This window comes from uncultured Psychroserpens sp., from assembly GCF_947500255.1.
Classification (GTDB): domain Bacteria; phylum Bacteroidota; class Bacteroidia; order Flavobacteriales; family Flavobacteriaceae; genus Psychroserpens.
Genome location: NZ_CANMRL010000001.1, coordinates 1,159,334 through 1,183,189, shown reverse-complemented (window position 1 = coordinate 1,183,189; position 23,856 = coordinate 1,159,334). Strand labels below are relative to the sequence as shown.

Here is a 23,856-nt window from a genome sequence, read left to right as displayed (position 1 = left end):
GTAAGTAAAATACTGCTAAAGATACAATTATGATTCCAAAAATTATTCACTTTTGCTGGCTAAGTAATGACGAGTATCCAAAGTCGATTAAAAAATATCTTGATTCTTGGAAAAAGAAACTTCCAGATTACGAATTGAGGTTATGGAATACCGAACGTTTTGATGTTAATTCAACAACATGGACCAAGCAAGCTTTTGAGGCTAAACAATACGCTTTTGCTGCAGATTATATTAGGTTACATGCTGTTTATACGCATGGTGGTATCTATTTAGATATGGATGTTGAAGTTTTAAAAAAGTTTGACGATCTTCTTGACCTACCTTACTTTATTGGAGTTCAGTTTGATAATGATGTTGAAGCAGCTATTTTTGGTGCTGAAAAAGGAACCGATTGGCTTCAAACCTGTTTAAATTATTATGATGATAGATCTTTTATAAAAGAAGACGGTAGTTTTGATCAAGAGACTTTGCCGATTATCATGCAAACTCAAATTGAGAAAAAGAGAAAAATTATACATCTTAAATCTGATGAAGTAGATAACATTCGTGACCTGATTAAAAATGAAGGCTCCTTATTCTTATTCCCTTACGAATACTTCAGTCCTAAAAATCATCAAACGCGTAAAATTTCAAAATCAAAAAAGACGTATACCATTCATTATTACAACCATTCATGGTTCTCACTCTCTAACGTTCTTCGGTTAGAAATCATAAAACTTATTGGACTCAACACTACCGAAAAACTCATTGGTTTTTTCAATTTAAGAAAACTGCGTTCAATGCTCAAAAAAAAGTAAGTAGCTTGAGCGATTAAGTTATTATGAATAATTCTAAAATTAAAGTAGGGTTTTTTGCTTTTAAGTTGTTTAATTAGTATAAACTTTGCAAAGTTCCTAACCAGCTAATAATATTTGCAGATTTTTTTAGCATTTGGACTCTTGTTGTCTGATAAAAAGTGTATTACAACTAATTAATTGTAAGGATTGATGGCTTTGTAACTATATTTACTATCCAAATTTTACTATAAATGTTAAAAAATCACCTGAAATTACTTAACATATTTATACTTATTACAATAATCTACTCTTGTAGTGAGGATGATAATTATGTGCCTATAGCTATTGAAGCTAACGCAGATTCTGCAGAGGTATCTCAAAATAATTCAATCATAATTGACGTATTATCAAACGACACAAATGTTCCAGAACTTGGAACACTTTCTGCTCAAAATTCTCAAAATGGGACAACTCAAATTCTTGACCCCAATTCAACACCCAACAACCCGTCTGATGATGTTATTATGTACACTCCAAATGCAGACTTTGTAGGAAATGATACGTTTCAATACACCATTTGTAATGACAATAACAATTGTGCAACAGGAACAGTTATGGTTACTGTAACACCTACTTCTCCAGTTAATTTCGATTTAGGAGAGATTCCTTATGCAACCCTTTCAGAATACAATTTCTTTGACGGTGAAATGAAAGATTTAGACCCAGTATATGGCGTTTTACCTTATAATTTAAATTCTACATTGTTTACAGATTACGCTCACAAAAAACGTTTTGTGTGGATGCCTGACGGAACAAAAGCAAATTACAATAGTGATTTTACACCTTTAGATTTCCCTCTGGGCGCTGTACTTATAAAGAATTTCTATTATGATAATGTGCAACCAAGCAATACTACTAGAATCATTGAAACACGATTGATGTATATGACTGAAGAAGGGTGGGATTTTGCAAAGTATGTTTGGAATGATGATCAAACTGAAGCAACATTTACCAACGCTGGAAGTTTTACAGATGTTGAATGGATCGAAAATGGAGTGCCTTATAATGCAACATACCGAATTCCATCAAGGAATGAATGTTTTACATGTCATAACAAGTTTGGAACACCATTACCTATTGGGCCAAAACCACAAAACCTAAATAGAGACCTTGCCTATACTGATGGTGTTTCTAATCAATTACAAAAATGGATTAATGTTGGATATCTAGAAGATAATCTTCCAACATCTATCGTCTCTACAGTAAAATGGGATGATGAATCATTAGACCTAGAATTAAGAGTACGCTCTTACTTAGATATTAATTGTGCACATTGTCACTCTGAAGAAAGCTATTGCGAATATAGACCTATGCGATTTGCTTTTAATGAAAATGATGATGATACAAATAAAGGATTATGTGTTACTCCAGATACTCAAATTGCTGGAACAACACATATCGTAGTTCCTGGAGATATAAATGCTTCTGTACTTCGATTTAGAATTAACTCTACCGAAGAACAAAACAGAATGCCACTTTTAGGAAGAACATTAAAACACGATGAAGGTGTTAGATTAATCGAAGAATGGATAAATTCTCTTAACGGAGAATGTGAATAAATTAAATAAAGAGTTATGAAATCAAAATTACTAGTATTAACAATTTTTGCTTGTTGCAGTTTATCTTTTGGACAGCCTGCAAATGATAATTTCGCTGGAGCAATTCCAATTACACCTTCTGCTGAAGGTACAGGGTGTGGCTCTCCTACTTTTAATCTGCCTTTTTCTACAGATGGCACTACAGATAGTGGTGTTCAAGGATCTTGTAGAACGTCTGGTAGAGATCAGTTTTTTACATGGACAGCAACAACTAATGGATTATTTTTCTCTTCTGAAAACCCTGGAAATCCTGGGATCGTAGTATGGAGTTCTGATGGATTAACCGAAATTGCATGTACAGATACATTTGCCGTAGAAAGCATTAATGGTTGGACTATTGGAGACGATCTAGTCATTCAAATCTATGATTTCCAAGGCACAGGACTTTCTGATGTAGCTTTCTGTCTAGAAGCTATCAATTACACCCCACCTCCGCCAATGCCAGTAACATTTACGTCGCAAGCTTCTGGGTCTTCTGGAACTTATAGAATCGCTGTTGTTGATATGAATGGTGATTTCTTAGACGATATGGTTTCTATTTCACAAACTAATGTCAATATTAGAGAACAAAATTCTGATGGTAGTTTTACCACAAAAAATATCACAACACCAAGTGCTGATTTTCTTCCTACTTGGAGTTTAGCAGCAGCAGATTATGACGAAAATGGTTATACCGATTTATTATATGGTGCTGGTAGTGGTGTTACATTTATGAGAGCAAATTCTACAGGAACAGGTTTTACTGAAATTTCTGGTCCGGAAGATGTTTTCTCTCAACGTTCTAATTTTGTTGACATAAACAATGATGGAAATTTAGATGCTTTTGTTTGTCATGATGTTGCTCCTAATGTGTATTATATGAATGATGGTAGTGGAAACTTGACCTTTAACCAAGGCGGATTAGGAGATTATGCCTCTGGTGGAAACTATGGGTCTATTTGGATTGATTATGATAATGATAGAGATTTAGATATGTTTATTGCTAAGTGTGGTGGCGAAACTGCACGTAGAACAAATCAAATGCATACCAATGATGGAAATGAAAATTATACAGAAAATGCCGCTGCAATTGGTTTAGCAGATCCAATGCAAACATGGTCTGCCGCTTGGGGAGATTTTGATAGTGATGGTGACATGGATGTATTTGTTGGAGCTAGCTCTGGAGCACATAAGCTTATGAGAAATGATAGTGGTATGTTTACCGATATCACTGCTGGTTCTGGTGTAACTGTACTTACAAGTAACTCTACCGAGACTGTTACTTTTGACTTCGATAATGATGGTAACTTAGACCTCGTTTCTGGCGGTAACATTTTATTTGGAAATGGTGATATGACCTTCGATGTTTATACAACTGTTTTCCCTGGTTCGGGTGCATATGGTGATTTAAATGATGATGGTTATATAGATGCCTTCAATTCAGGAAACTTATACATCAATAATGCTGAAAGCAATAACAACTGGATCAAAATTCATACTGTAGGAACGGTAAGTAATGTAGATGGTATTGGAGCTCGTGTTGAAGTTCACACAGCGTCAGGAATAAGAATAAGAGATGTGAAAAGTGGTGATGGCTTTAGATATATGAATTCTTTAAACACACATATTGGTATTGGTTCAGATACAACTATTAACAGTGTTGTTATTTATTGGCCATCTGGAATTATCGATACGGTTACCAATCCATCGATAAACACCCCTTTAGAAGTCGAAGAAGGCGCAACATTAGGCCTAGAAAACTCATTAACTGATGAACTAATAATATATCCTAGCCCAGCTAAAGATGTTATAAATATTGAATCCCTAGAGTTAAACGACTCTACCATCTACTCAATATTTGATATTACTGGTAAAAGAATTATGAATTCTAAATTAGAGTCTCCTACAATAGATGTTTCCAAATTAAGTCCAGGAAACTATATTCTAAGAATTGTATCGGGGACTTCAATAAAGAGTCAAAAATTCATCAAAAGCTAAACAAAAAAGCCTCTAAACTAATAATTTAGAGGCTTTTTCCTTACTTTTATAACCTTTTCTTAATTAATCTTGAAAACCTATGAAAAAAATTACGCTAACACTTTTTATATTAAGTGCCTTTTTTAGTTTTTCCCAAACCTTGAACCAACCAGCAAACTGGCCTAACCCTAATTGGTCTATTACTGGTAATTACTTATTTGATTCAGCAGTATTTGAAGCAAATCCTACACAAGTGAATAGTTTTGCATATGACGATGACGATGCACAAAATGGTCATGACGATGACATCGCAGCTGAATCACCAGTTATAAATTTAACAGCAGCTAATGCCGCAGGAGAAAATTGGATTTCAGTTGGATCAAGCTATGTGTTTAATAACATTGGAGAATTACTAACAATACAATACTGGGATGCAGATGCAGGCGTTTGGGTTGTTTGGGGCGACCCTCTTACGGGGACTTCTAACCCTCCAAACGATGACTTTTGCTCTGGAGCATATGAAAGCTTTACCTCTGCGCCACTAAACATATCAGGGTTTAGTGCTAATCAGTTAAGCAACTTTAGATATAGAGTTTCATATGATGATAATGGCATATGGGGATGGGGATTTTGTTTTCAATCACCTACGATAAGTTCTCAAACACCTCCTCCTTGTCCAAATATTACCAGTCTTACCGCTACTAATGTTACTATAGATTCTGCTGATATAACTTGGCAAGCTGGAAGTACTGAGTCAAACTGGGAAATAGTAGTACAAACACCAGGCTCTGGTATTCCTGCTGGATCTGGAACCGCAACATCATCAAACAACCCGTATCCTTTAACCGGTTTAAATTCTGGAACTAGTTACGAAGTATATGTAAGAGGGTTTTGTGGTGGTTCAGATTATAGCAATTGGGTTGGACCAGTTGTTTTTAATACATTAACACCAGCAAGAGTTAACTTTATAACCGAATCATTTCCAATTGGAGGCTATGATTTAACTGTTGTAGACATGAATGGTGATCACTTAGATGATATCGTATCTGCATCAAGCACTAATGTCAATATTTTCTACCAATTAAGTACTGGTGGCTTTAATGAAGTTGACATTCCAACGCCTAACGCCGATTTCCTTCCTACATGGAGTATGGCGGCGGCTGACTTTGATGGAAACGGACACACAGACTTACTTTACGGTAATGGGTCTGGTGTGACATTTATGAAAGCCAATAGTGACGGAACTGCATTCACTGAAATTTCAGGCTCAGAATATGTATTCTCACAACGATCAAATTTTGCCGACATCAACAATGATGGTCATTTAGATGCTTTTGTTTGTCATGATGTTGCTCCTAATGTGTATTACATCAATGATGGCAATGGAAATTTGACATTTTACCAATCAAATGTTACTGCAAATGCTCCGGTTAACCTAGGAGATTATGCTTCAGGAGGAAACTATGGATCTATTTGGATAGATTATGATAATGATAGAGATTTAGACATGTTTATCGCTAAATGTGGAGGAGAAACAGATAGAAGAAGAAATAATATGCTAACCAACAATGGTGATGGCACTTATACAGAAAATGCCGCTTCACTTGGTTTAGATGATCCAATGCAAACATGGTCTTCATCTTGGGGTGATTACGATAACGATGGTGATATGGATCTTTTTGTTGGTGCAAGTTCTGGTAATCATAAATTAATGAGAAATGATGGTAACGGTGTGTTTGTAGACGTTACGACGGCGGCAAATGTGAGTTCTGCTCCTACTGGTCATGAAAATGTAAGTCATGATTTTGATAATGATGGGTTTTTAGACATTGCTTGTAATGGAACCATTATGTATGGTAAAGGTGATATGACATTTGAAGATTTAGACTCTAGCCAAATTAACTATAAAAATGGATCTTTTGGTGATTTAAATAACGACGGATTTATAGACACTTATTACAATGACGTCATCTATTGGAATGGCACAACATCTAATAATTGGATTAAAATTAATACAGTAGGAACGGTTAGTAATATTGATGGAATTGGAGCGAGAGTAGAATTGTATACAAGTGCTGGAGTTCAAATTAGAGATGTTAGAAGCGGTGAAGGTTTTGAATACATGAGTACGATTAATACACACTTCGGAATTGGATCTCAAACAACTATTGATAGTGTTGTCATCTATTGGCCTTCTGGTATTATTGATACTGTTCTAAATCCAACAATAAATACACCTCTAGAAGTTATAGAAGGAGCTACGCTTACCATTGAAGATTCTTTTGTAAACGATTTAGTTGTCTATCCAAACCCTACAAACGATGTATTAAACATTTCAACTAGTGATAACTTACAAAATGCCATTTATACCATTTTTGATATTACTGGTAAACGTGTTATGAATGCAAAGCTAGACCAAAACAAAATTGATGTTTCTGCCTTAAATACTGGGAACTACATCTTAAGAATTGTGTCTGGAAACACTATTAAAAGTCAAAAGTTTATCAAACAATAGATAACTCTTAATGATATCTTAAAAAAGCCTTTACATTAAGTTGTAGAGGCTTTTTTGTTTATTTTTGAGACACTAATCAAGACATGATACATCATGAAAAAAATTTCAATATTATTAATTGCTATTGTTGCATTTAGCTCTTGTAAAGAAGAAGCCGAATCAAAAAAAAGAGATATTGTGGTAAACTACCCTGAAACTAAAAAAGTAGATACAGTAACCAATTATTTTGGTACAGATGTAAAAGACCCTTACCGTTGGCTGGAAGATGATAGAAGTGAAGAAACAGAGTCTTGGGTAAAATCACAAAATGAAGCAACATATGGGTACTTAGACAATATCCCATATCGCGAAGAATTAAAAGATCGTTTAACTAAACTTTGGAATTACGAAAAAGTAGGCGCTCCCTTCAAAGAAGGTGACTATACATATTTCTATAAAAATGATGGACTCCAGAATCAATATGTAATTTATAGACATAAAACTGGAGCTGATCCAAGCACAGCTAGTGTGTTTTTAGACCCAAATACATTTAAAGAAGACGGAACCATTTCGCTAGGAGGACTAAGTTTTTCTAAAGATGGTAAAACTTTAGCTTACTCTATTTCTGAAGGCGGAAGTGATTGGAGAAAAATTCTGATAATGAATGCTGAAACTAAAGAAATTATAGAAGACACCTTAGTCGATATTAAATTTAGCGGTATGTCATGGTATAAAAACGAAGGTTTTTATTACTCAAGTTATGACAAGCCAAAAGGAAGTGAATTATCTGCTAAAACCGATCAACATAAAGTATACTATCATAAATTAGGAACATCACAAAAAGATGACAAATTAATTTTTGGAGGTACTCCTGCTGAAAAACATAGATATATTGGAGCAGGCGTTACCGAAAATGACGACTATTTAATTATTACAGCAAGTGTTTCAACTTCTGGAAATAAATTATTCATTAAAGATTTAACTAAGCCTAATAGCCCGTTAGTAACTATTTTAGATAACACCGATAGTGATACTTATATCATAGAAAATGAAGGAAGCAAGTTATATCTAGTAACAAACCTTAACGCTCCCAATCAAAAAATTGTGACAGCAGATGTCTCTAATCCAACTCCTGAGAATTGGGTAGATTTTATTCCTGAAACTGAATATGTATTAAGCCCTTCAACAGGTGGTGGTTATTTCTTTGCAGAGTACATGGTTGATGCAGTATCTAAAGTGAAGCAGTATGATTACAGCGGAAAATTCATTAGAGATATAGAACTTCCTGGAGTTGGTAATGCTGGTGGCTTTGGTGGTAAAAAAGAAGAAAAAATAGATTACTTCTCATTCACAAATTATAATACACCAAGTAGTATTTATACCTATAATGTTGATACAGGAGAATCTGAATTGTATTGGAAACCGTCTATCGAATTCAATAGTGATGACTACGAGAGCAAACAAGTATTTTACACCTCAAAAGACGGTACAAAAGTACCTATGATAATTACACATAAAAAAGGTATTGAGCTCAACGGCAAAAACCCAACAATTCTTTATGGTTATGGAGGATTCAATATTAGTCTAAACCCTGGTTTTAGTGTTACCAATGCTGTTTGGATGGAGCAAGGCGGCATCTATGCTGTAGCAAATTTACGTGGTGGTGGAGAATATGGAAAAGAATGGCATAAGGCAGGAACCAAAATGCAAAAACAAAACGTGTTTGATGACTTTATTGCTGCTGGAGAATACCTCATCGCAAATAAATATACTTCGAGTGATTATCTTGCAATTAGAGGAGGTTCTAATGGTGGTTTATTAGTTGGTGCAACAATGACCCAACGTCCAGATTTAATGAAAGTAGCACTCCCTGCCGTTGGTGTTCTTGATATGCTACGTTATCATACGTTCACCGCAGGAGCTGGATGGGCTTATGATTACGGTACTGCAGATGACAATAAAGAAATGTTTGAATACCTTAAAGGCTATTCACCTGTTCACAATGTGAAAGAAGGAGTTCAATATCCAGCAACCTTAGTCACCACTGGAGACCATGACGATCGTGTAGTTCCAGCGCATAGCTTTAAATTTGCCTCAGAACTTCAAGATAAGCAAACAGGTAATAACCCTACATTGATTCGTATTGAAACCGATGCTGGTCATGGCGCAGGAACACCTATTAGTAAAACAATTGAACAATATGCGGATATCTTTGGTTTTACATTGTATAATATGGGCTTTGATGTCCTGCCAAGCAAAACAAAAGAAGAAGTAAAAGGGTAACTCTTTTTCTCAAAATATGTAAAAGTCGCTCTAAATTAGAGCGACTTTTTTGTAGTATTTTTGCAATCGTATGTTAAGCGTTAAACACCTTTCATTTTCTTATCATAAAACACCTGTATTAAAAGACTTGTCTTTTAATATCAATCAAGGTGAACATCTTGCTGTTATTGGCGAAAGCGGCTCAGGTAAAAGCACGCTTTTAAAATTATTGTATGGCGAATATGATTTAGACCTTGGAAGCATTCACTGGAAAAACAATGAGATTCTTGGCCCAAAATACAACTTGGTTATTGGCTACGATTTTATGAAATATGTTGCACAAGAATTTGATCTAATGCCTTTTATTTCAGTAGAAGAAAACATAGGAAAGTTTCTTTCTAACTTCTTTCCAGAGGAAAAAAAAGAACGTACGGCCGAATTACTCGATGTTGTAGAGCTTTCAGCTTTTGCTAAAACCAAAGTCAAAACTCTTTCTGGTGGGCAAAAACAAAGGGTTGCGCTCGCTAGAGCCTTAGCTAAACAACCCGAAATTATTCTCCTAGATGAGCCTTTTAGTCATATTGATAATTTTAAAAAACAATCGCTCAGAAGGCGGGTTTTTAGATATCTGAAAGAAAAAAATATTACCTGTATTGTCGCGACACACGATAAAGATGATGTGCTTGGTTTTGCAGATACTATGATCATTTTGCATAACAACAAAATTGAAACCATTAATACGCCTGAGCACCTTTTTAAAAACCCCAAAACACCATTAATTGCTTCATTTTTTGGCGAATTTAATGTCATAGATAACAAGATAGTTTATGCTCATCAACTAGAACCTGTTGAAACATCTCAACTAAAGGCAACTGTCGTACATAGTTATTTTAAAGGCAATTACTATTTAATCGAAGTGAAAGTAAATGAGGACACTATTTTTTTTGAAAACGATACTAAACTCAAAACAGGAGATATTGTATTTTTAAAATCGCTTAAATAATTTACTATATATTTGTGCAAGTTCATTGAAAGTTCTTTTGTAAAATCTTGAAGGATATGTAAGTCAATAATGGCTTATATAACTTTTAAAATTTAAAATTATGAATTGGAAAATTCAAAAACTTCAAAATGGTGAAACCATCATTTCAAAAGAACCCGGTAATTCGATGTTACCTCTACTAAAATCTAAACAACCTGTTAAAATTGCTCCTATTAACTGGGAAAACTGCGAAACAGGAGATATTGTATATTGTAAAGTTAGAGGGAATTGTTTTACGCACCTTGTAAAGGGCAAAAACAACAGACGTGGATTATTAATTGGTAATAATCATGGTAGAATTAACGGATGGACAAAAAATGTTTATGGAAAAGTAATAGAGATATTACCAATGTCATAGACATTACTTATTTAAACACATTTACAATAATTCCTTTTCAGCATATTCTAATCCATTTGGTAATTCTATAGACGCAAACTCCAAATGTAATACACGTCGTCTACGCTGAACTTTAGATTCAGAAGACGCATGAAGTAATAAGGGTTTTAACAATTGTACTCCTCCAGAACCAACTTCACTTACAAACGGAATAGAATTCATCGTTATTAGCTTAATTTCTTCAGTGTTTAATCGTTTTTGATGCGATCCAGGAATAACTTTGAGCGCTCCATTTTTGATTGTGGTATCGTCTAAATGAATGCGCATAGAGAATGTGTTTTTAGAAATTTCTTCTGGCGGAATAACACTAACAACCCCTTTTTTATTGGTCCATGCACTAAACCCTTTGGTTTCTGCCTTTTTTAAAACATTAATAGGTATATCTTGATGCCAAGTCACATACCAATTATCTTTAGGGGACTTATCAAAATAAATAGCTTTTGTTAAAAAAGCATCTTTATCGATAGACTTTATGAGTTTTTTGAAATTTTTATTGAATAAAATAGGTTTGAGTTCGGGTAGTTTTAAAAGAACTTCTCGCATCCCAAAAACCTGTTCGTTGTTAAGCTTAATATAGGCATCAAGTTTTGTCTTTAACTTTCTAATATCTCGCTTAGAATATACATGATTCAAAATCCCAAAACCTTTATATTCCAATCGTTTCGAAATAGTTCTCAGATTTTTGTCGTTAATTTCAGTTTCATAAGCATCTACAGCATCATATAAACGTTCTTTAATATTTCGTTTTAAACGCTCTGGTGCTATTACTTTTATACCTTCTCCTAAACCTAGAATTTCTTTTTCCAACTCAAAATTCAATTGTACATCCAATGAAATAGTCACACCATAGTTATCTCGCGCTACTTCTTTTTGAGAATAATGAAATGGTTTTGTAAGTACATAAGGAGCTTGCTTATGGTTAACATAAAGCAATACATTCTCTGGTTTTATGTTTGGACTCACAGAAACACCAATCGCCTGTTTATAATATGTTTCCGAATTAAAGCTTTTATCTGCAACAAATGTTTTATTACTTTTTTCTACTGAAATAATGCGATCTAGAGCCAAGTTCATAATCCCTTCTGAAGATTTTCGTTTGCCTATAACAAACCACCTATTCCTAAATTCTTTTAACAGATAGGGATGAAAACTAAAAGTGCTTTCTTGTCTAGCTTTAAATGATTGATACGTCATCTCAATAGCTTGTCTTTTCAAAATAAATTGATAGAGTTCATCCAGAAATTCCAGACCTTTTAAGTTGTCGTTCTTTTCAAAATCTATGAGTGATTTTTCATGTGTTTGTTGTGTGTAAACATGATCTTCAAGTTTTTGAACCATACTGCCCAATTCAGCAAAATGCGAGAACCCTTGAAATTGTTTTAAAAACGAAACCGCCTCAGATAATTTACTTAAATCTTGATTTGAAATGGGACTATTAGTAATGCTATAATTTGTATCTTCATATTTATAAAATTTTCGATCATAAACCACAATTGGCGCATTGTAACCTAACTTATCACTTCGCATCATTTGAATATCTAATTGAACGGTTCGCTTGCTTACATCAACATCTTTCCCTTCATATTCATACAACGCATCAGAACAAGCTTCAATCAAGTCGTTAAGCGTCCATTGCCTAAAATTATTTTGAAGACATTTATCAATGGTTTTATATCGAATTAATGCGTTTTTGTTAACCGCCATATCTTAGTCATTACAAGTTTTACAAAACAAATTTTTAACCCCATCATCTCTTAAATTTTGAAAGTCTCTATCAATCCATCTACACCATCTGTCCTTGTTAAATGAGATGGTTTTCTTATGAATATCTAACAGCACTTCAGCATTGTAATCCTTATTATTTGCAACAAAAGTTTTTATTAAAACAAAAGAGGATTCTTCATCTAATTTACCATCTTCAAATCGTTCTAATAATCTTTCTATAGTCATAGTGTACATACTCCAACTATTAAAAAACAAACTTAAATCGGTATCATCTTTTATGTTCTTTGAAACACTTTTAAAGTAATTTGTTATAAAATCAAATGATTCATCAATTTTAGGACTGTAATTTATTTGTCCGAAATATTCAATACTCGACATATGAAAATTGAGAAACAAAGGGTTGACCTTATTTTGATTTTTATAATTTTCAAAAAGAGGCTCCACCTTTTCCGGATGCATGACTTTAGAGAAGTCTTCTATACTACTATCCCAGTTTCTAAGAAGTTTTCTCGACGTAATTGTATATAGATTTAGTAAATTTTTTTGAGCTTCTTCTGAGAGTAAATGAGACTTCGATAACCAGTTTCTAACAAAAAACACGACATTATCGGTAGCATAGAAATTGATGTTTTTTAGCAGCAAAGCCGATACATTTTGAACCAATTCCTGCTTATTAAACAGCTTATCATGAATAAACTCTTCGTTTAAAAAAAGATCACTATTAACTTCAAAATACATATCTGCTAACACCTGATTTGCCAAATCATAGTTTTGATTTAAAAGGGCATCAATCAAATTGTTGTTTAAATGAAGATCGTCATCCTTATTCCAGGTACCCTTTGTATAAATTATCGCTTTCGATTGCCGTTGTAAACTAAGAGACTCTTCCCATTTATCATCCAAATTGTTCTGAATATAGGTTTTAATCACTTCCTTATTTTGTCCTAAAGTATGATCTAATCCTAAAAGCTCTAGATGATAAAAACACAGTTCCCAGTTTTCTTTGGCATTAATATTTATAGGAATCTTACTCAAACCTAAATTCTTATTTAAGAAATCATGAATGTAGTTCGCGCGTTTAGTATGTAATAGGTGATTCGCTTTTGAATTTCCATCAACTGAAGTGAAACTTTTAATGTCAATAGAATGAATATTACCCTTATCAATATCTATCTTAGGGTTGGATAGAGGTTTTGTTTTTCCACTTTCAAAATCAAAACGAACCTCAAAAATCCCATGAACTCCTTCAGTTTTTAATGCAACACCTGGTATAAAAACTTCTGGCTCAATAGGTCTAAGGTTATATCTTCTACTCGGAATATTTGATGGGACAGCATAGCTACACTTTTTCCCGTCTTTGATTAAAATCAAATTTGGGCTTAACGTCTCATTTTTAAGATGCTCTGGCACTTTCCCTAAAACGACCACAAGCCGTTTAGGGTTTTGAGCAGTATTACCAGCAAAAATTTCATCTCTATATTTAGGTTTAAGCAAAACACCTTCATAAATGCTAGATGCATCCAACTTATTCTCTTGACCACAAACCAGTTGATCTCTAGTTACCAAATCAATAGCCAAGCCATCTTTTGCACTTTTAAAGATCTCTTGTATAATCTCAAGATTATGATATGAAAAGATAACTTCATCATTAACAATTGATAAGGCATTACCCATATTAACAATAATATTTCCTTTATTACCTATTAAATCATGACATGACAAATCACTTGGTAGAATCCCAAATGCATTTTTAGACAATTGACCACCAACAATATGTCCTTTTTTACCAAAAACTTGAACAGCAAACACACGCTTCGATTTTGAATTATAGGTAAACCCGAAATCGCCATAGGTAAAACTATCAGAAATCATATTAGCATAATGACCAGGAGAGTTTTTCCAAGAACGGTACATATCAATTGCCAACTTTTTTAAATTACCCATAGATAAAGGCGTTCTTATCATTTTTGAATACAGAATATTCTCTCCAATATTTGTAAATGATACATTAAATTTTTCAACCCTATCCCTTGGTTGTGGTAGTGCCGTTTTAATTTGAATGTGCGTGAGCTTATTTCGCTTTGAGATATAGCCTGAATGTAACTTTGCTGCCTTCGCTAAATCTTCATGTCTTTTAAGAGGTTGTTTCCCTTTTTCAACTCTAAGTTTGTTGATTTTTTCGGTCAATAGAACCGCTAATTTCTCTTCATCTGCAATGCTAAGTTGCGCATACAAACTCTGAAAACTAATAACAAAAAAACAGAAAATAAAACACTTTAATTTCATATAAATTTAGAGGGCTTTTTATACTGAAATTAAATATACGCAATTAAATTGCGTAGAAAGAAAATTAGATCAAAAATGAAAAATTTGCATTAACCCTTTGATTTTTCAAAAAAAGTTAATACTACGTATTAAGACATATAATTTTCTGAAAATGAAAAAATAAATTTTGATAATTAAAAAATAAATCCAAATATTTGCAGCGAAGAATTAAACAATTCAGGAAAAAAAATTAGTATTAACAAAAACACGAAGCTATGTATTTATTCATACCTATTTCAGGAAATCCAGTGGGAAAAACCCATTCTGTGATGCTTCGAGCGTATAGCTAATATACTTTTCAAAACATAATGAAAAATCCGAAGCACTTGTTTAACTGTTTCGGATTTTTTGTTTTCAGTCATTAGCAAGTCTGCTAAACCTCCTCCAAAACAGTTAAAATATCAAGCCGTTAAATGGCTTTAGCGAACTTATATGTCGCAAAAAATGAATTATTAAAATAGTAAAAAAACAATGGACACGAATTTGTTAAACAATTACGTGCTTAAAGCCATAGATGCTTATCCATACGATTTAGAAGAAACTGTAGAAAATCTAAATTATGCGTTGTCTTACGAGAACACTAATGCATATGCATTATATCTCATGGGACGATTACAATCGGAACAGCTAGGCGATTACGAAAAAGCCAAATATTATTTTGCTGAAGCCTTAGCTAGTAAGATGGATTTTGTGAAAGTATATCCTAAATATATCTTGGTTTTGATTTGGAATCATGATTATGATGAAGCGCAAAAACTAATCGATTTTGCATTTACAGTAAAGTCAATTCAAAAAGGCGAGCTTATTGTATTACAGGCACAGCTTTTAGAATGCCAAGAAGCGTATAAAGAAGCATTGAAAACTTTTAAAAAAGCAAAGTTGTATGTATACAACAACAGTTTTATGGCGTTTATCGATTCTGAAATAACAAGAGTTAAAAACAAGATAAAACCAAAGAAAAAGAAAGCTTCCAAAAAGAAGAAAACAAAAAAAGGGAAGCAAAAAAAGAAGAAGGATTAAGCAATCCTTTTCATAAAAACATATTATAAAACATGAATAAAACTAGAAACATATATTTCACTTCAGACCATCATTTTGGTCACGAGAATATTATAAAATTCACCAATCGTCCATTTGGTAGTGTAAAAGACATGGACCAAGAACTCATAAAACGCTGGAATAGTCGAGTTAATAAACATGACAAGGTCTATCATTTAGGTGATTTCGGACTCTGTAAAGCTGAGCGAATGCGAGACATACTTGAGCAATTAAACGGACATATCTTTTTAATTCGAGGCAATCACGAAGGTGCTGCCTTGGCAAACCCAAACCGATTTGAATGGATAAAAGATTATTTCGAACTCAATGTTAATGATGAAGAGGCGCCAAATGGTAAGCAAAAAATCATACTCTTGCATTACGCAATGCGTGTATGGCGTTCAAGCTTTAGAGGAACATGGCACCTTTATGGCCATTCACATGGAAGTTTAACCGACGATCCAACGATGAACAGTTTTGATGTTGGTGTAGATTGTCACGATTTCTATCCGATAACCTACGAAGAAGTCAAAGCGATTATGAGTAAAAAAATATGGGAGCCACCATCTAAAAATGAATAAATAATTTACTACGTAAAAACAATGCGTATTATTGGACTTATATTTGCAGTATAAATAAAAAGTATATTTACAATATAAAATGGTAAAACAACAGATACATAAACAACCGATGTCGCGTTTTAGTGAATGCGATTATAAATGGGCAGTCATTTTACTGAATTCCCTACAAGGACGCTTTGTATCTATTTTTAAGAGTTGAATATGATTTAAATACTATTAAAACCGTAATATGAAGCGTCCAACCTAAAAGTTGGACGTTTTTTTTTAAATTTTTTATAAAAGTGATTATGAAACAATAAAACGTAAAATAGAGATTTAATAAACAGTGAAACAATTGGGAGACAGACTATTGTATAACATGTACATTATCCGTTAAAAAACGGACAGGAATTTTATTGTCTAAATTTAACATAACTATTTGATTATCAGTAAATTAAATCAAAAATTTCTTGTGTATTTAAAAAATTCATTTCATATTTGCACCAACAAAAAACAAACATAATAATAATGCGAAATTATTTACAACATATAATTCAGTACATGATCTGGTCGCTCGAACCGAAGCAAATAGAGGTCATATTTAGTTGTGATGCCGAATTAAACATATACTATAGGAAGGTTATAGGTACATGAGTTGATGTATTTATAAAATTAAGAAAAGCACCTTCCGTAAACGAGGTGCTTTTTTTATGGTGTGTATTGAAATAAACATATTGACTTGTAGCTCAGCAAGGTTAGAGCAAGGCCCTTTTAAGGTCGAGGTCATGGGTTCGATTCCCATCAGGTCAACAAACTAGGAAGGGCAAGCCAATAGGCGGTGGCCACAGTTTTGAAATGAGGGTTCGAATTCAACGAATCGTATTTATAGAAATAATATTCTTTGAGTTAAAACTGTTCGGAGATTACGACTCGTGTGGGTTCGACTCCCACTCCTTCCGCAAAACTGAGAGGAGAACGACGGCTAGTTTACTCGCTTTGGAAGCGAGAGGTTGCAGGTTCGAATCCTGTCTCTCAGACGAAACAATCAAATCAAGTTTACTTGAATTTGATTGGCAATGAGATACAACAGGAGAGACGAAGTCAACCCTGTCTCTCAGACTAAATAATTATTGGAGAGTAGGCAAATATTGGTTTGTTGCGCTTGCCTGCTAAGCAAGTCTGCTTAAATGCAGTAAGAGTTCGATTCTCTTACTCTCCGCTAAAAATTGGGGTTATAGTTTAACAAGCCAAAACAGTGGGTTTGCAACTCGCAGAATGGAGTGCAAGTCTCCGTAGCTCCACAATATGATATCGTAGCTCAACGGCAGAGCAGTCGGTTGTTAACCAACAGGTTATAGGTTCGAGTCCTATCGGTATCGCAAAGACAAGGTGGCCGAATTGGTTAAGGCGTCAGTCTGCAAAACTGATCTTTATGAGTTCAAATCTCATCCTTGTCTCAACATAAGGGAATACGTCAACGTTGGAGAGTTGAGCCAGTCTGTAAAACTGGTGCTATTGCTAAATAGGTTCGAATCCTATCATTCCCACAACAGACATTAGATATACAAAACTGGTTCATTGGGGTAATGGCTATCCTTCCCGACTGTCTCTTGGGAGATACGAGTTCGATTCTCGTATGAACCGCAATTTGCGTTAAGGATTGAGGTACTGTTGGAGCTCCTCGTAGAGAGCGACTACCGAAAGCCTGACCCAATAGGGTAACGCCATAAAAAACATATTCCGTTGGTCAAATGGTTAAGACGGTTGACTTTCTATCAGCAGATGGGAGTTCGATTCTCCTACGGAATTCAAATTGAGGTATAGCTCAGTGGTAAGAGCGTCACGCTTACATCGTGAAAGTCATAGGTTCGAATCCTATTACCTCAACATATTGAGATGTAGCTTAATCTGGTAGAGCGTCGCTCTCATAAGGCGAAAGATTCAGGTTCGATTCCTGACATCTCAACAATTGCAGGAATGGCGGAATTGGCATACGCTCTTGTCTTAGAAACAAGGTTTTGAGAGTTCGAGTCTCTCTTCCTGCACAAATACTTCGTTGGCCAAACTGGAAAAGGCATCAGTTTTAAGCACTGTGATTTCTTGGTTCGAATCCAAGGCGAAGTACAACAATGACCCGTGGTGTAAAGGCAGCATTCAAGACTTTGACTCTTGAGGTATAGGTTCGAATCCTATCGGGTAAACAAACTCTGACATAACTTAATTGGTAAAGCGCAGGCCTGATACGTTTGCAGATAAAGGTTCGATTCCTTTTGTCAGAACTAAAATATGGTGGTTTTAGCTTATATGGTAAAGTACCTCACTGTGAATGAGGAGAACAGAGTTCGAATCTCGAAATCACCCAATAGGAACAATAGCAAAGTTGGTCTATGCGTCGGATTGAAGCTCCGAAAATACTGGTTCGATCCCAGTTTGTTCCACAACATAATTATTAAATAGAAACTAAATAGAGATGAAAATTGTACAACAAAAATGGAGAAACTTTAGTGGGAAGGTTTTTGACCAACCCATCACCAAAGTAATCGAAAATGCTATTGTAAAAGAACAAAAAAACGGACATCGTTTAAAGGTTTGTGTTGGTTCAGATTCTCAAGCCTATAAATCTCATGTTGAATATGCAACAGTTATTGTGATACTGCGTGAAGGAAAAGGTGGTTTTATGTTTATGAGAAATTACAAAGGGACAAAACATATTCGTATTAAAGAACGTATGCTTAAGGAAGTAACGATGTCTGTAGAAGTCGCATATTCAATTTGTGACATTTTAGATAAGTACAATGTAGAACTTGAGGTTCATGCCGATATTAATACAGATCCGAAATTTCAATCTAATGTAGCTCTAAAAGATGCAATGGGCTACATCTTAGGAATGGGTTTTATTTTTAAAGCAAAACCTTATGCTTTTGCAAGTTCATCTTGTGCAGATAAAGTGGTATAAACTTAGGCACTAAAAAAAGCATATAGTTTAATTGGATAAAACATTAGGGTACGATCCTGAAGATGCGAGTTCGAATCTTGCTTTGCTTACTTTTTTAAAAAATAATTATACTACGCAGAAAGATTGCGCAATAGGATTAAATATTTGCAAGGTAATCATAAAGAAGTCTTATTAGTTAGACTTTGGTAGTAGTGCTCCATCAGTCGAGGGAACTGGTGGAGCTTAATAAAAAATAAAAATATGAACACAAAAATCACAGGTCACGATTTAATTGCCTTAGGATACAGACAAGGTAAATGGATGAAAGAAGCCATAATTTATATTAATGAAAATAGATTAGAAGATGATGCTTTAGAAACTTACTTAGAGCAGTTTAAATCACCAGATCCGATAGCGTTGCATAAAACGCCAATTGAGTTTTCTATTAATATAAAAGCTGAAAATGAGCTGGAAGAAGACAATGTTTCTAAAGTGATCAACTCTATGCAAACCTTGATGAAGACACCAACTTTGGTTGATGGCGCCATTATGCCTGATGCTTGTCCAGCTGGTCCTGACGGAACGATTCCTGTTGGTGGTGTTGCTGTTGCAAAAAATGCGATCCATCCAGGAATGCATAGTGCTGATATTTGTTGTTCAGTAATGTTAACCGATTTTGGTAATGCTAATCCAAAAGACATCCTTGATGCAGCTCATGTTAATACTCATTTTGGTCCAGGAGGACGTGATAGAAATACGCAATTTAGATTTCCGAAGGAATTATTAGATGCATTTAAGTCTAACTACTTTTTGAATGATGGAAACATGATTCAAATCGCAAGATCACATTTAGGAACACAAGGTGATGGTAATCATTTCTTATTTGTAGGAACGTCTAAAAAAACAGGAAATACCATGATGGTAACACACCATGGATCAAGAGGTCCAGGAGCACGTTTATACACGAAAGGGATGAAAATTGCCGAACGTTTTAGAAAAGAATTATCGCCTGAAACGAAGAAGCAAAATGCTTGGATTACATTTGATACTGAAGAAGGGCAATCGTATTGGGATGCCTTGCAAGTGATTAGACAATGGACAAAAACGAATCATGAAGTATTGCATAATTCTGTTGCTGAAACCTTAGAAATCGCTATCGAAAACAGATATTGGAATGAGCATAACTTCGTATTTAAGGATGGTGATTTATTTTACCACGCTAAAGGTGCTACACCTCTAGACGCTAAGTTTATGCCAGATATTACTGGTCCGAGATTGATTCCGTTAAACATGAGTGAACCTGTATTGATTGTTGAAGGATCTACTACACAAACCAATTTAGGTTTTGCACCTCATGGTGCAGGTCGAAATGTAAGTAGAACACAACATAGAAACAGCAAAACCGGTACGATTATGCAAATCTTTAAAGAGGAAACCCGAGGGATTGATGCGCGGTTTTTCTCAAAGGAAATTGATATTACCGAATTACCTAGCGCTTACAAAAATGCAAAAGCTGTAAGAGCACAAATGGAAGAATTTGGTTTAGGAACTGTCATTGACGAAGTGATGCCTTATGGTTGTGTTATGGCAGGTGACTGGCAAAAAAATGCACCTTGGAAAATTCGTAGAGAAAAGAGGAAACGAAATAGAGGCTAAATTTTAAAAAGACAAAAGTAGACTGACTTTGGTTGGTCTGCTTTTTTATAAAAAACAGAGCGATGCAAATCAAAAAAGGAACACTGTATTAAGTTTTTAATTCAAAAATTTAATACAATGAAATCTTACAAGAACAAGAAGTTTTATAATTACAAAACTGTTCACAAGAGAAAAAAAAGAAGTATTGAAAGAAGTCATTTTTGGGATAAACTTGGAAAAGAATACACCAAACAAGAACGACGAAATTACAGAGTCAAATCCAAAGTTATTTTAATTAAAAAACTTAAAGGATATGAAACTGAATTCTCTATTTACAAAAAAACAATGTCTTGGGATACTTAAATTAAAAGGAAGACCAATTTGAATTGGTCTTCCTTTTTGTTTCAATACAAAACACTAATTTCAGAATTAGAAAAACAACAATATGCCCAACCAAAGAAATACAGGAAAAAACAGTAATGATGATCCGCTTTTTAGCTCAAAGAATATTCAACAAAATCTAGTAAACAAACCCAGAAAACCGTCCGCAATGCGTCAAAGAAAAGGATAGGGTTAATTGCTCAGAATTAATGAATAGTTGCGGAATGCCTTGTTCTGTTTTTTTTATTTTAATAGCATTAAGCTCAATACTTCTGTTTTCAGAAACCGATGCTACAAGAGACTGTTTCAACTCGTGGCTTTGTGTGTTATGAGATTTTATTTCAGCTTTAAAAATTGAACTATTTACAGCTTTTTGGCCATTTAAATTTGCAATCGTATAGACATAATCTTCAGTAATCGTAGAGTCTGTAAAATAGTTGTTGTTATCTATTCTCACAATGCCTTTCTCTTCGGAAATGAGCTCACACACTAATCGTTTCGGATTAAAAAAACGCCTTCCATATTGCTGAACATGACATTTATAAGCCGCTTCTTTCATACTCCATAGTAACCATACGGTTCGATGTTGCTTTTCAGAAGAAAAAATAAGTTGCTGTTCGTTTTGGGTGAAGACCTTATCTAAAAAACGTGGTCGTTTCCAATTTACGGTTTGGCCTATTTGTTTTAAATCAACAATATCATTACCAATCATTTTGTGGCAAGTTTTTCATTGACGATATCCATTGCAGCTTTTACAGATGTCATTTTTTCCATATCGTCGTTTTCGATTCTAATATCAAACTCATCTTCCACATCTAGAATTACATCCACAAGATTTGCAGAGTTGATTTTGAGATCATTAATAAAATCGGTGTCTTCAGACAGATTATCAAATGCTACTTCGTCTTGAATATAGGGTTGAACAATAGTTTTTAATTTGGTAATTAATTGGTCTTTGGTCATAGCTTAATTATATCTCTTAAAGATAATACAAGCATTCACATCACCAAAACCAAAACTGGCTTTTGCTGCAATATTTAATTCCGTTTTTAGTACTCGTTTTACAATCTTTTCTTCGGAAATCAAATTGGAAATTTCTGGATGAACATCATCACAATTAATATTTGGAAACACAAATTGTTCTTTTAACTGCAATACTGTTGCTACAGATTCAATACTTCCTGCTGCAGCCAAACAATGACCAACCATAGATTTCAAAGAATTGATAAATGGAAAATCATTACCGTTTCTATTTAGAGCTTTAGTCCAATTTTCAATTTCTAAAGGGTCTTTTGACGTTGCTGTTAAATGCCCATTTATGGTATCGATCTCCTCTGCAGAAATATGAGCATTTGTCATTGCATTCATAATGCATCGCTTTACTGCTTCAGCATTTGGAGCAGTCATGGTACCGCCTTGCCGTTGACCTCCAGAATTAATGTTTCCGCCTAAGATCTCAGCATAGATTTTAGCGTTTCGATCCAAAGCACTTTCAAGAGACTCCAATACTATAGCGCCTGCACCAGATCCTGGCACAAATCCAGAAGCGCTAGCACTCATAGGTCGCGAGCCTTGCTCAGGCGTATCGTTGTGCTTATAAGTCATTACTCGCATAGCGTCAAATCCGCCCCAAATGTATGGACCATCATCACTACAACTCCCAACTAACATGCGTTTGGCTTGACCATTTTTAATACGCTCATAACCCATTAAAATCGCTTCGGTTCCAGTGGTACATGCCGAAGAATTTGTGGTCACTTGATTTCCCAAACCTAAGATACCACCAATAAAAGCACTAATCCCACTAGCCATAGTTTGTACTACAACGGTACTCCCTAAACGTTTGACTTGGTTGTCATCAAGTTTATAGATTGCTTCTCTGAACTTTTCAACACCAGATGTTCCAGTGCCAAAAACAGTTCCACTATCGAAGTCCAATTTACCTTTAGGGTCTACTACTAGTCCAGCATCTTTCCATGCATCGATTCCCGCGATACATCCATATAAAATCCCAGAACTATTAAAACCTCTGAGCTGCAAAGGTGTTAGGTATTCGAGTTTTTTTTCTTCGGAAATTAGAGGCACTCCACCTATACAGCAAGAAAATTGTAAATCGGCTAATTGCTGGTGAAAGGTAATTCCTGATTGACCTTTTTTGATAGCTTTAGCAAACGCATCAAGGCCTACACCATTTGGTGATACAACTCCTAAACCTGTTATGACAACTCTATTTTTCATGTTTTAACCATTCCTGAAATTCTTCCCCGACACACCAAATCACCTCTTTCATTAAATAATTTGACCTTACATTTCAGCTTATTAAAACGAAAAACCTCTTTCTCTGAAACCACCAGCACTTTCTCACCTGGATATACTGGTAAAAAGAAATCTACCTGACTTGAAGTCAATGCAATTTGAGGGTTCGTTTGTTCTGAAAGCTCGTCTTTCAACATATAAATGCCTAAGCATACCAGTCCGATTTGAGCCATACACTCGATCAAAATAACACCTGGCGTGATTGGATTGTTCTTAAAATGCCCTTTATAGAAATAGGCATCGCTTTGAAAAGTATAGTGTCCTGTAATACCTTCAGAAGAAAATGCGGTAAGTTCATCAACAAACAAAAAAGGCTCTTGATAAGGTAATAATGCTATAATCTGTTGCTCTGTCAT

Annotated in this window: 18 protein-coding genes and 17 tRNA genes; 29 read left to right on the top strand and 6 right to left on the bottom strand. The window is 34.5% G+C overall.

Translation table 11 applies throughout. The features are described from left to right. The first annotated feature begins 29 nt into the window (after positions 1-29). From Q0783_RS05170 to Q0783_RS05140, 7 genes are all read left to right on the top strand, one after another. Entirely contained in the window at positions 30-797 is a 768-nt protein-coding gene (locus Q0783_RS05170; protein WP_298755780.1) for a glycosyltransferase, read from the top strand. 230 nt (positions 798-1,027) lie between these two features. Further along, positions 1,028-2,395 (top strand): Ig-like domain-containing protein, encoded by a 1,368-nt coding sequence (locus Q0783_RS05165; RefSeq protein WP_298893780.1) that lies wholly within the window; start codon positions 1,028-1,030, stop codon positions 2,393-2,395. Positions 2,396-2,410: 15 nt separating this feature from the next. Then, positions 2,411-4,411 (top strand): FG-GAP-like repeat-containing protein, encoded by a 2,001-nt coding sequence (locus tag Q0783_RS05160; protein ID WP_298755772.1) that lies wholly within the window; start codon positions 2,411-2,413, stop codon positions 4,409-4,411. A 79-nt stretch (positions 4,412-4,490) separates the two neighbouring features. Continuing rightward, the gene (locus tag Q0783_RS05155) at positions 4,491-6,905 is read left to right on the top strand and encodes an FG-GAP-like repeat-containing protein (RefSeq protein WP_298893778.1); all 2,415 of its coding nucleotides are present in this window, start codon (positions 4,491-4,493) and stop codon (positions 6,903-6,905) included. A 93-nt stretch (positions 6,906-6,998) separates the two neighbouring features. Further along, positions 6,999-9,167: a prolyl oligopeptidase family serine peptidase gene (locus tag Q0783_RS05150; RefSeq protein ID WP_298893776.1), complete on the top strand. Its 2,169-nt coding sequence runs from the start codon at positions 6,999-7,001 to the stop codon at positions 9,165-9,167. 70 nt (positions 9,168-9,237) lie between these two features. Then, positions 9,238-10,149, top strand: a complete 912-nt coding sequence (locus Q0783_RS05145; protein ID WP_298893774.1) for an ABC transporter ATP-binding protein — start codon at positions 9,238-9,240, stop codon at positions 10,147-10,149. A 100-nt stretch (positions 10,150-10,249) separates the two neighbouring features. Then, positions 10,250-10,546: a S26 family signal peptidase gene (locus Q0783_RS05140; RefSeq protein ID WP_298893772.1), complete on the top strand. Its 297-nt coding sequence runs from the start codon at positions 10,250-10,252 to the stop codon at positions 10,544-10,546. A 21-nt stretch (positions 10,547-10,567) separates the two neighbouring features. Here Q0783_RS05140 and Q0783_RS18375 read toward each other — a convergent pair whose 3' ends face one another. Further along, entirely contained in the window at positions 10,568-12,289 is a 1,722-nt protein-coding gene (locus tag Q0783_RS18375) for a WYL domain-containing protein (protein WP_366915433.1), read from the bottom strand. 3 nt (positions 12,290-12,292) lie between these two features. Then, positions 12,293-14,596: a CAP domain-containing protein gene (locus Q0783_RS05125; RefSeq protein WP_298893771.1), complete on the bottom strand. Its 2,304-nt coding sequence runs from the start codon at positions 14,594-14,596 to the stop codon at positions 12,293-12,295. A 510-nt stretch (positions 14,597-15,106) separates the two neighbouring features. On the opposite strand from Q0783_RS05125, the gene Q0783_RS05120 reads away from it, so the two are divergent. The 22 genes from Q0783_RS05120 to Q0783_RS05015 all read left to right on the top strand — a co-directional run bounded on the left by Q0783_RS05120 (position 15,107) and on the right by Q0783_RS05015 (position 21,166). Further along, positions 15,107-15,655, top strand: coding sequence for a hypothetical protein (locus tag Q0783_RS05120; RefSeq protein WP_298893770.1), 549 nt, complete (start codon positions 15,107-15,109; stop codon positions 15,653-15,655). A 32-nt stretch (positions 15,656-15,687) separates the two neighbouring features. Continuing rightward, positions 15,688-16,254, top strand: coding sequence for a metallophosphoesterase (locus tag Q0783_RS05115; protein ID WP_298893768.1), 567 nt, complete (start codon positions 15,688-15,690; stop codon positions 16,252-16,254). A gap of 714 nt (positions 16,255-16,968) precedes the next feature. Further along, positions 16,969-17,043, top strand: a tRNA-Lys gene (locus tag Q0783_RS05110). Between the two features lie 154 nt (positions 17,044-17,197). Next, positions 17,198-17,270: transfer RNA gene (locus Q0783_RS05105), tRNA-Pro, on the top strand. Positions 17,271-17,365: 95 nt separating this feature from the next. Continuing rightward, positions 17,366-17,452, top strand: a tRNA-Ser gene (locus Q0783_RS05100). Between the two features lie 9 nt (positions 17,453-17,461). Beyond that, positions 17,462-17,534: transfer RNA gene (locus Q0783_RS05095), tRNA-Ala, on the top strand. 6 nt (positions 17,535-17,540) lie between these two features. Beyond that, positions 17,541-17,612: transfer RNA gene (locus Q0783_RS05090), tRNA-Asn, on the top strand. A 4-nt stretch (positions 17,613-17,616) separates the two neighbouring features. Then, positions 17,617-17,690, top strand: a tRNA-Cys gene (locus tag Q0783_RS05085). An 8-nt stretch (positions 17,691-17,698) separates the two neighbouring features. Next, a tRNA-Tyr gene (locus Q0783_RS05080) sits at positions 17,699-17,780 on the top strand. Between the two features lie 190 nt (positions 17,781-17,970). Beyond that, a tRNA-Glu gene (locus tag Q0783_RS05075) sits at positions 17,971-18,042 on the top strand. A gap of 5 nt (positions 18,043-18,047) precedes the next feature. Then, a tRNA-Val gene (locus tag Q0783_RS05070) sits at positions 18,048-18,120 on the top strand. A 5-nt stretch (positions 18,121-18,125) separates the two neighbouring features. Beyond that, positions 18,126-18,199: transfer RNA gene (locus tag Q0783_RS05065), tRNA-Met, on the top strand. Positions 18,200-18,204: 5 nt separating this feature from the next. Further along, positions 18,205-18,278, top strand: a tRNA-Leu gene (locus Q0783_RS05060). A gap of 5 nt (positions 18,279-18,283) precedes the next feature. After that, positions 18,284-18,357, top strand: a tRNA-Leu gene (locus tag Q0783_RS05055). Between the two features lie 6 nt (positions 18,358-18,363). After that, positions 18,364-18,434, top strand: a tRNA-Gln gene (locus Q0783_RS05050). A 5-nt stretch (positions 18,435-18,439) separates the two neighbouring features. Then, a tRNA-Ile gene (locus tag Q0783_RS05045) sits at positions 18,440-18,512 on the top strand. A gap of 10 nt (positions 18,513-18,522) precedes the next feature. Further along, a tRNA-His gene (locus Q0783_RS05040) sits at positions 18,523-18,593 on the top strand. A gap of 5 nt (positions 18,594-18,598) precedes the next feature. Next, positions 18,599-18,671: transfer RNA gene (locus Q0783_RS05035), tRNA-Phe, on the top strand. A gap of 32 nt (positions 18,672-18,703) precedes the next feature. After that, on the top strand, positions 18,704-19,189 hold the full coding sequence (locus Q0783_RS05030; RefSeq protein ID WP_298893766.1) for a ribonuclease H-like YkuK family protein: 486 nt from the start codon (positions 18,704-18,706) through the stop codon (positions 19,187-19,189). 16 nt (positions 19,190-19,205) lie between these two features. Continuing rightward, positions 19,206-19,278: transfer RNA gene (locus Q0783_RS05025), tRNA-Arg, on the top strand. Positions 19,279-19,429: 151 nt separating this feature from the next. Continuing rightward, a complete protein-coding gene (locus Q0783_RS05020; RefSeq protein WP_298893765.1) occupies positions 19,430-20,824 on the top strand; it encodes an RtcB family protein in 1,395 nt (464 codons plus the stop codon). A gap of 117 nt (positions 20,825-20,941) precedes the next feature. Further along, a complete protein-coding gene (locus tag Q0783_RS05015; RefSeq protein ID WP_298893764.1) occupies positions 20,942-21,166 on the top strand; it encodes a hypothetical protein in 225 nt (74 codons plus the stop codon). 157 nt (positions 21,167-21,323) lie between these two features. Here Q0783_RS05015 and Q0783_RS05010 read toward each other — a convergent pair whose 3' ends face one another. The 4 genes from Q0783_RS05010 to Q0783_RS04995 are packed head-to-tail and all read right to left on the bottom strand — an operon-like array spanning position 21,324 to position 23,856. Beyond that, positions 21,324-21,896, bottom strand: coding sequence for a 4'-phosphopantetheinyl transferase superfamily protein (locus tag Q0783_RS05010; protein ID WP_298893762.1), 573 nt, complete (start codon positions 21,894-21,896; stop codon positions 21,324-21,326). Next, a complete protein-coding gene (locus tag Q0783_RS05005; protein ID WP_298755736.1) occupies positions 21,893-22,147 on the bottom strand; it encodes a phosphopantetheine-binding protein in 255 nt (84 codons plus the stop codon). The genes Q0783_RS05010 and Q0783_RS05005 overlap by 4 nt, the downstream gene beginning before the upstream one ends. Positions 22,148-22,150: 3 nt before the next feature. After that, on the bottom strand, positions 22,151-23,422 hold the full coding sequence (locus tag Q0783_RS05000) for a beta-ketoacyl-[acyl-carrier-protein] synthase family protein (RefSeq protein WP_298893760.1): 1,272 nt from the start codon (positions 23,420-23,422) through the stop codon (positions 22,151-22,153). Next, positions 23,419-23,856 carry a hydroxymyristoyl-ACP dehydratase gene (locus tag Q0783_RS04995; protein ID WP_298755731.1) on the bottom strand — a complete coding sequence of 146 codons (438 nt, stop codon included), beginning with the start codon at positions 23,854-23,856 and terminating at the stop codon, positions 23,419-23,421. The genes Q0783_RS05000 and Q0783_RS04995 overlap by 4 nt, the downstream gene beginning before the upstream one ends.

What these genes read in the sequence shown, in the direction of transcription:
- Q0783_RS05030 (WP_298893766.1), top strand. Translation starts at nt 18,704, where the DNA reads ATGAAAATTGTACAACAAAAATGGAGAAACTTTAGTGGGAAGGTTTTT.
- Q0783_RS05155 (WP_298893778.1), top strand. Translation starts at nt 4,491, where the DNA reads ATGAAAAAAATTACGCTAACACTTTTTATATTAAGTGCCTTTTTTAGT.
- Q0783_RS05000 (WP_298893760.1), bottom strand. Translation starts at nt 23,422, where the DNA reads ATGAAAAATAGAGTTGTCATAACAGGTTTAGGAGTTGTATCACCAAAT.
- Q0783_RS05120 (WP_298893770.1), top strand. Translation starts at nt 15,107, where the DNA reads ATGGACACGAATTTGTTAAACAATTACGTGCTTAAAGCCATAGATGCT.
- Q0783_RS04995 (WP_298755731.1), bottom strand. Translation starts at nt 23,856, where the DNA reads ATGACAGAGCAACAGATTATAGCATTATTACCTTATCAAGAGCCTTTT.
- Q0783_RS05140 (WP_298893772.1), top strand. Translation starts at nt 10,250, where the DNA reads ATGAATTGGAAAATTCAAAAACTTCAAAATGGTGAAACCATCATTTCA.
- Q0783_RS05010 (WP_298893762.1), bottom strand. Translation starts at nt 21,896, where the DNA reads ATGATTGGTAATGATATTGTTGATTTAAAACAAATAGGCCAAACCGTA.
- Q0783_RS05170 (WP_298755780.1), top strand. Translation starts at nt 30, where the DNA reads ATGATTCCAAAAATTATTCACTTTTGCTGGCTAAGTAATGACGAGTAT.
- Q0783_RS05165 (WP_298893780.1), top strand. Translation starts at nt 1,028, where the DNA reads ATGTTAAAAAATCACCTGAAATTACTTAACATATTTATACTTATTACA.
- Q0783_RS05005 (WP_298755736.1), bottom strand. Translation starts at nt 22,147, where the DNA reads ATGACCAAAGACCAATTAATTACCAAATTAAAAACTATTGTTCAACCC.
- Q0783_RS05125 (WP_298893771.1), bottom strand. Translation starts at nt 14,596, where the DNA reads ATGAAATTAAAGTGTTTTATTTTCTGTTTTTTTGTTATTAGTTTTCAG.
- Q0783_RS05160 (WP_298755772.1), top strand. Translation starts at nt 2,411, where the DNA reads ATGAAATCAAAATTACTAGTATTAACAATTTTTGCTTGTTGCAGTTTA.
- Q0783_RS05020 (WP_298893765.1), top strand. Translation starts at nt 19,430, where the DNA reads ATGAACACAAAAATCACAGGTCACGATTTAATTGCCTTAGGATACAGA.
- Q0783_RS05145 (WP_298893774.1), top strand. Translation starts at nt 9,238, where the DNA reads ATGTTAAGCGTTAAACACCTTTCATTTTCTTATCATAAAACACCTGTA.
- Q0783_RS05015 (WP_298893764.1), top strand. Translation starts at nt 20,942, where the DNA reads ATGAAATCTTACAAGAACAAGAAGTTTTATAATTACAAAACTGTTCAC.
- Q0783_RS05115 (WP_298893768.1), top strand. Translation starts at nt 15,688, where the DNA reads ATGAATAAAACTAGAAACATATATTTCACTTCAGACCATCATTTTGGT.
- Q0783_RS05150 (WP_298893776.1), top strand. Translation starts at nt 6,999, where the DNA reads ATGAAAAAAATTTCAATATTATTAATTGCTATTGTTGCATTTAGCTCT.
- Q0783_RS18375 (WP_366915433.1), bottom strand. Translation starts at nt 12,289, where the DNA reads ATGGCGGTTAACAAAAACGCATTAATTCGATATAAAACCATTGATAAA.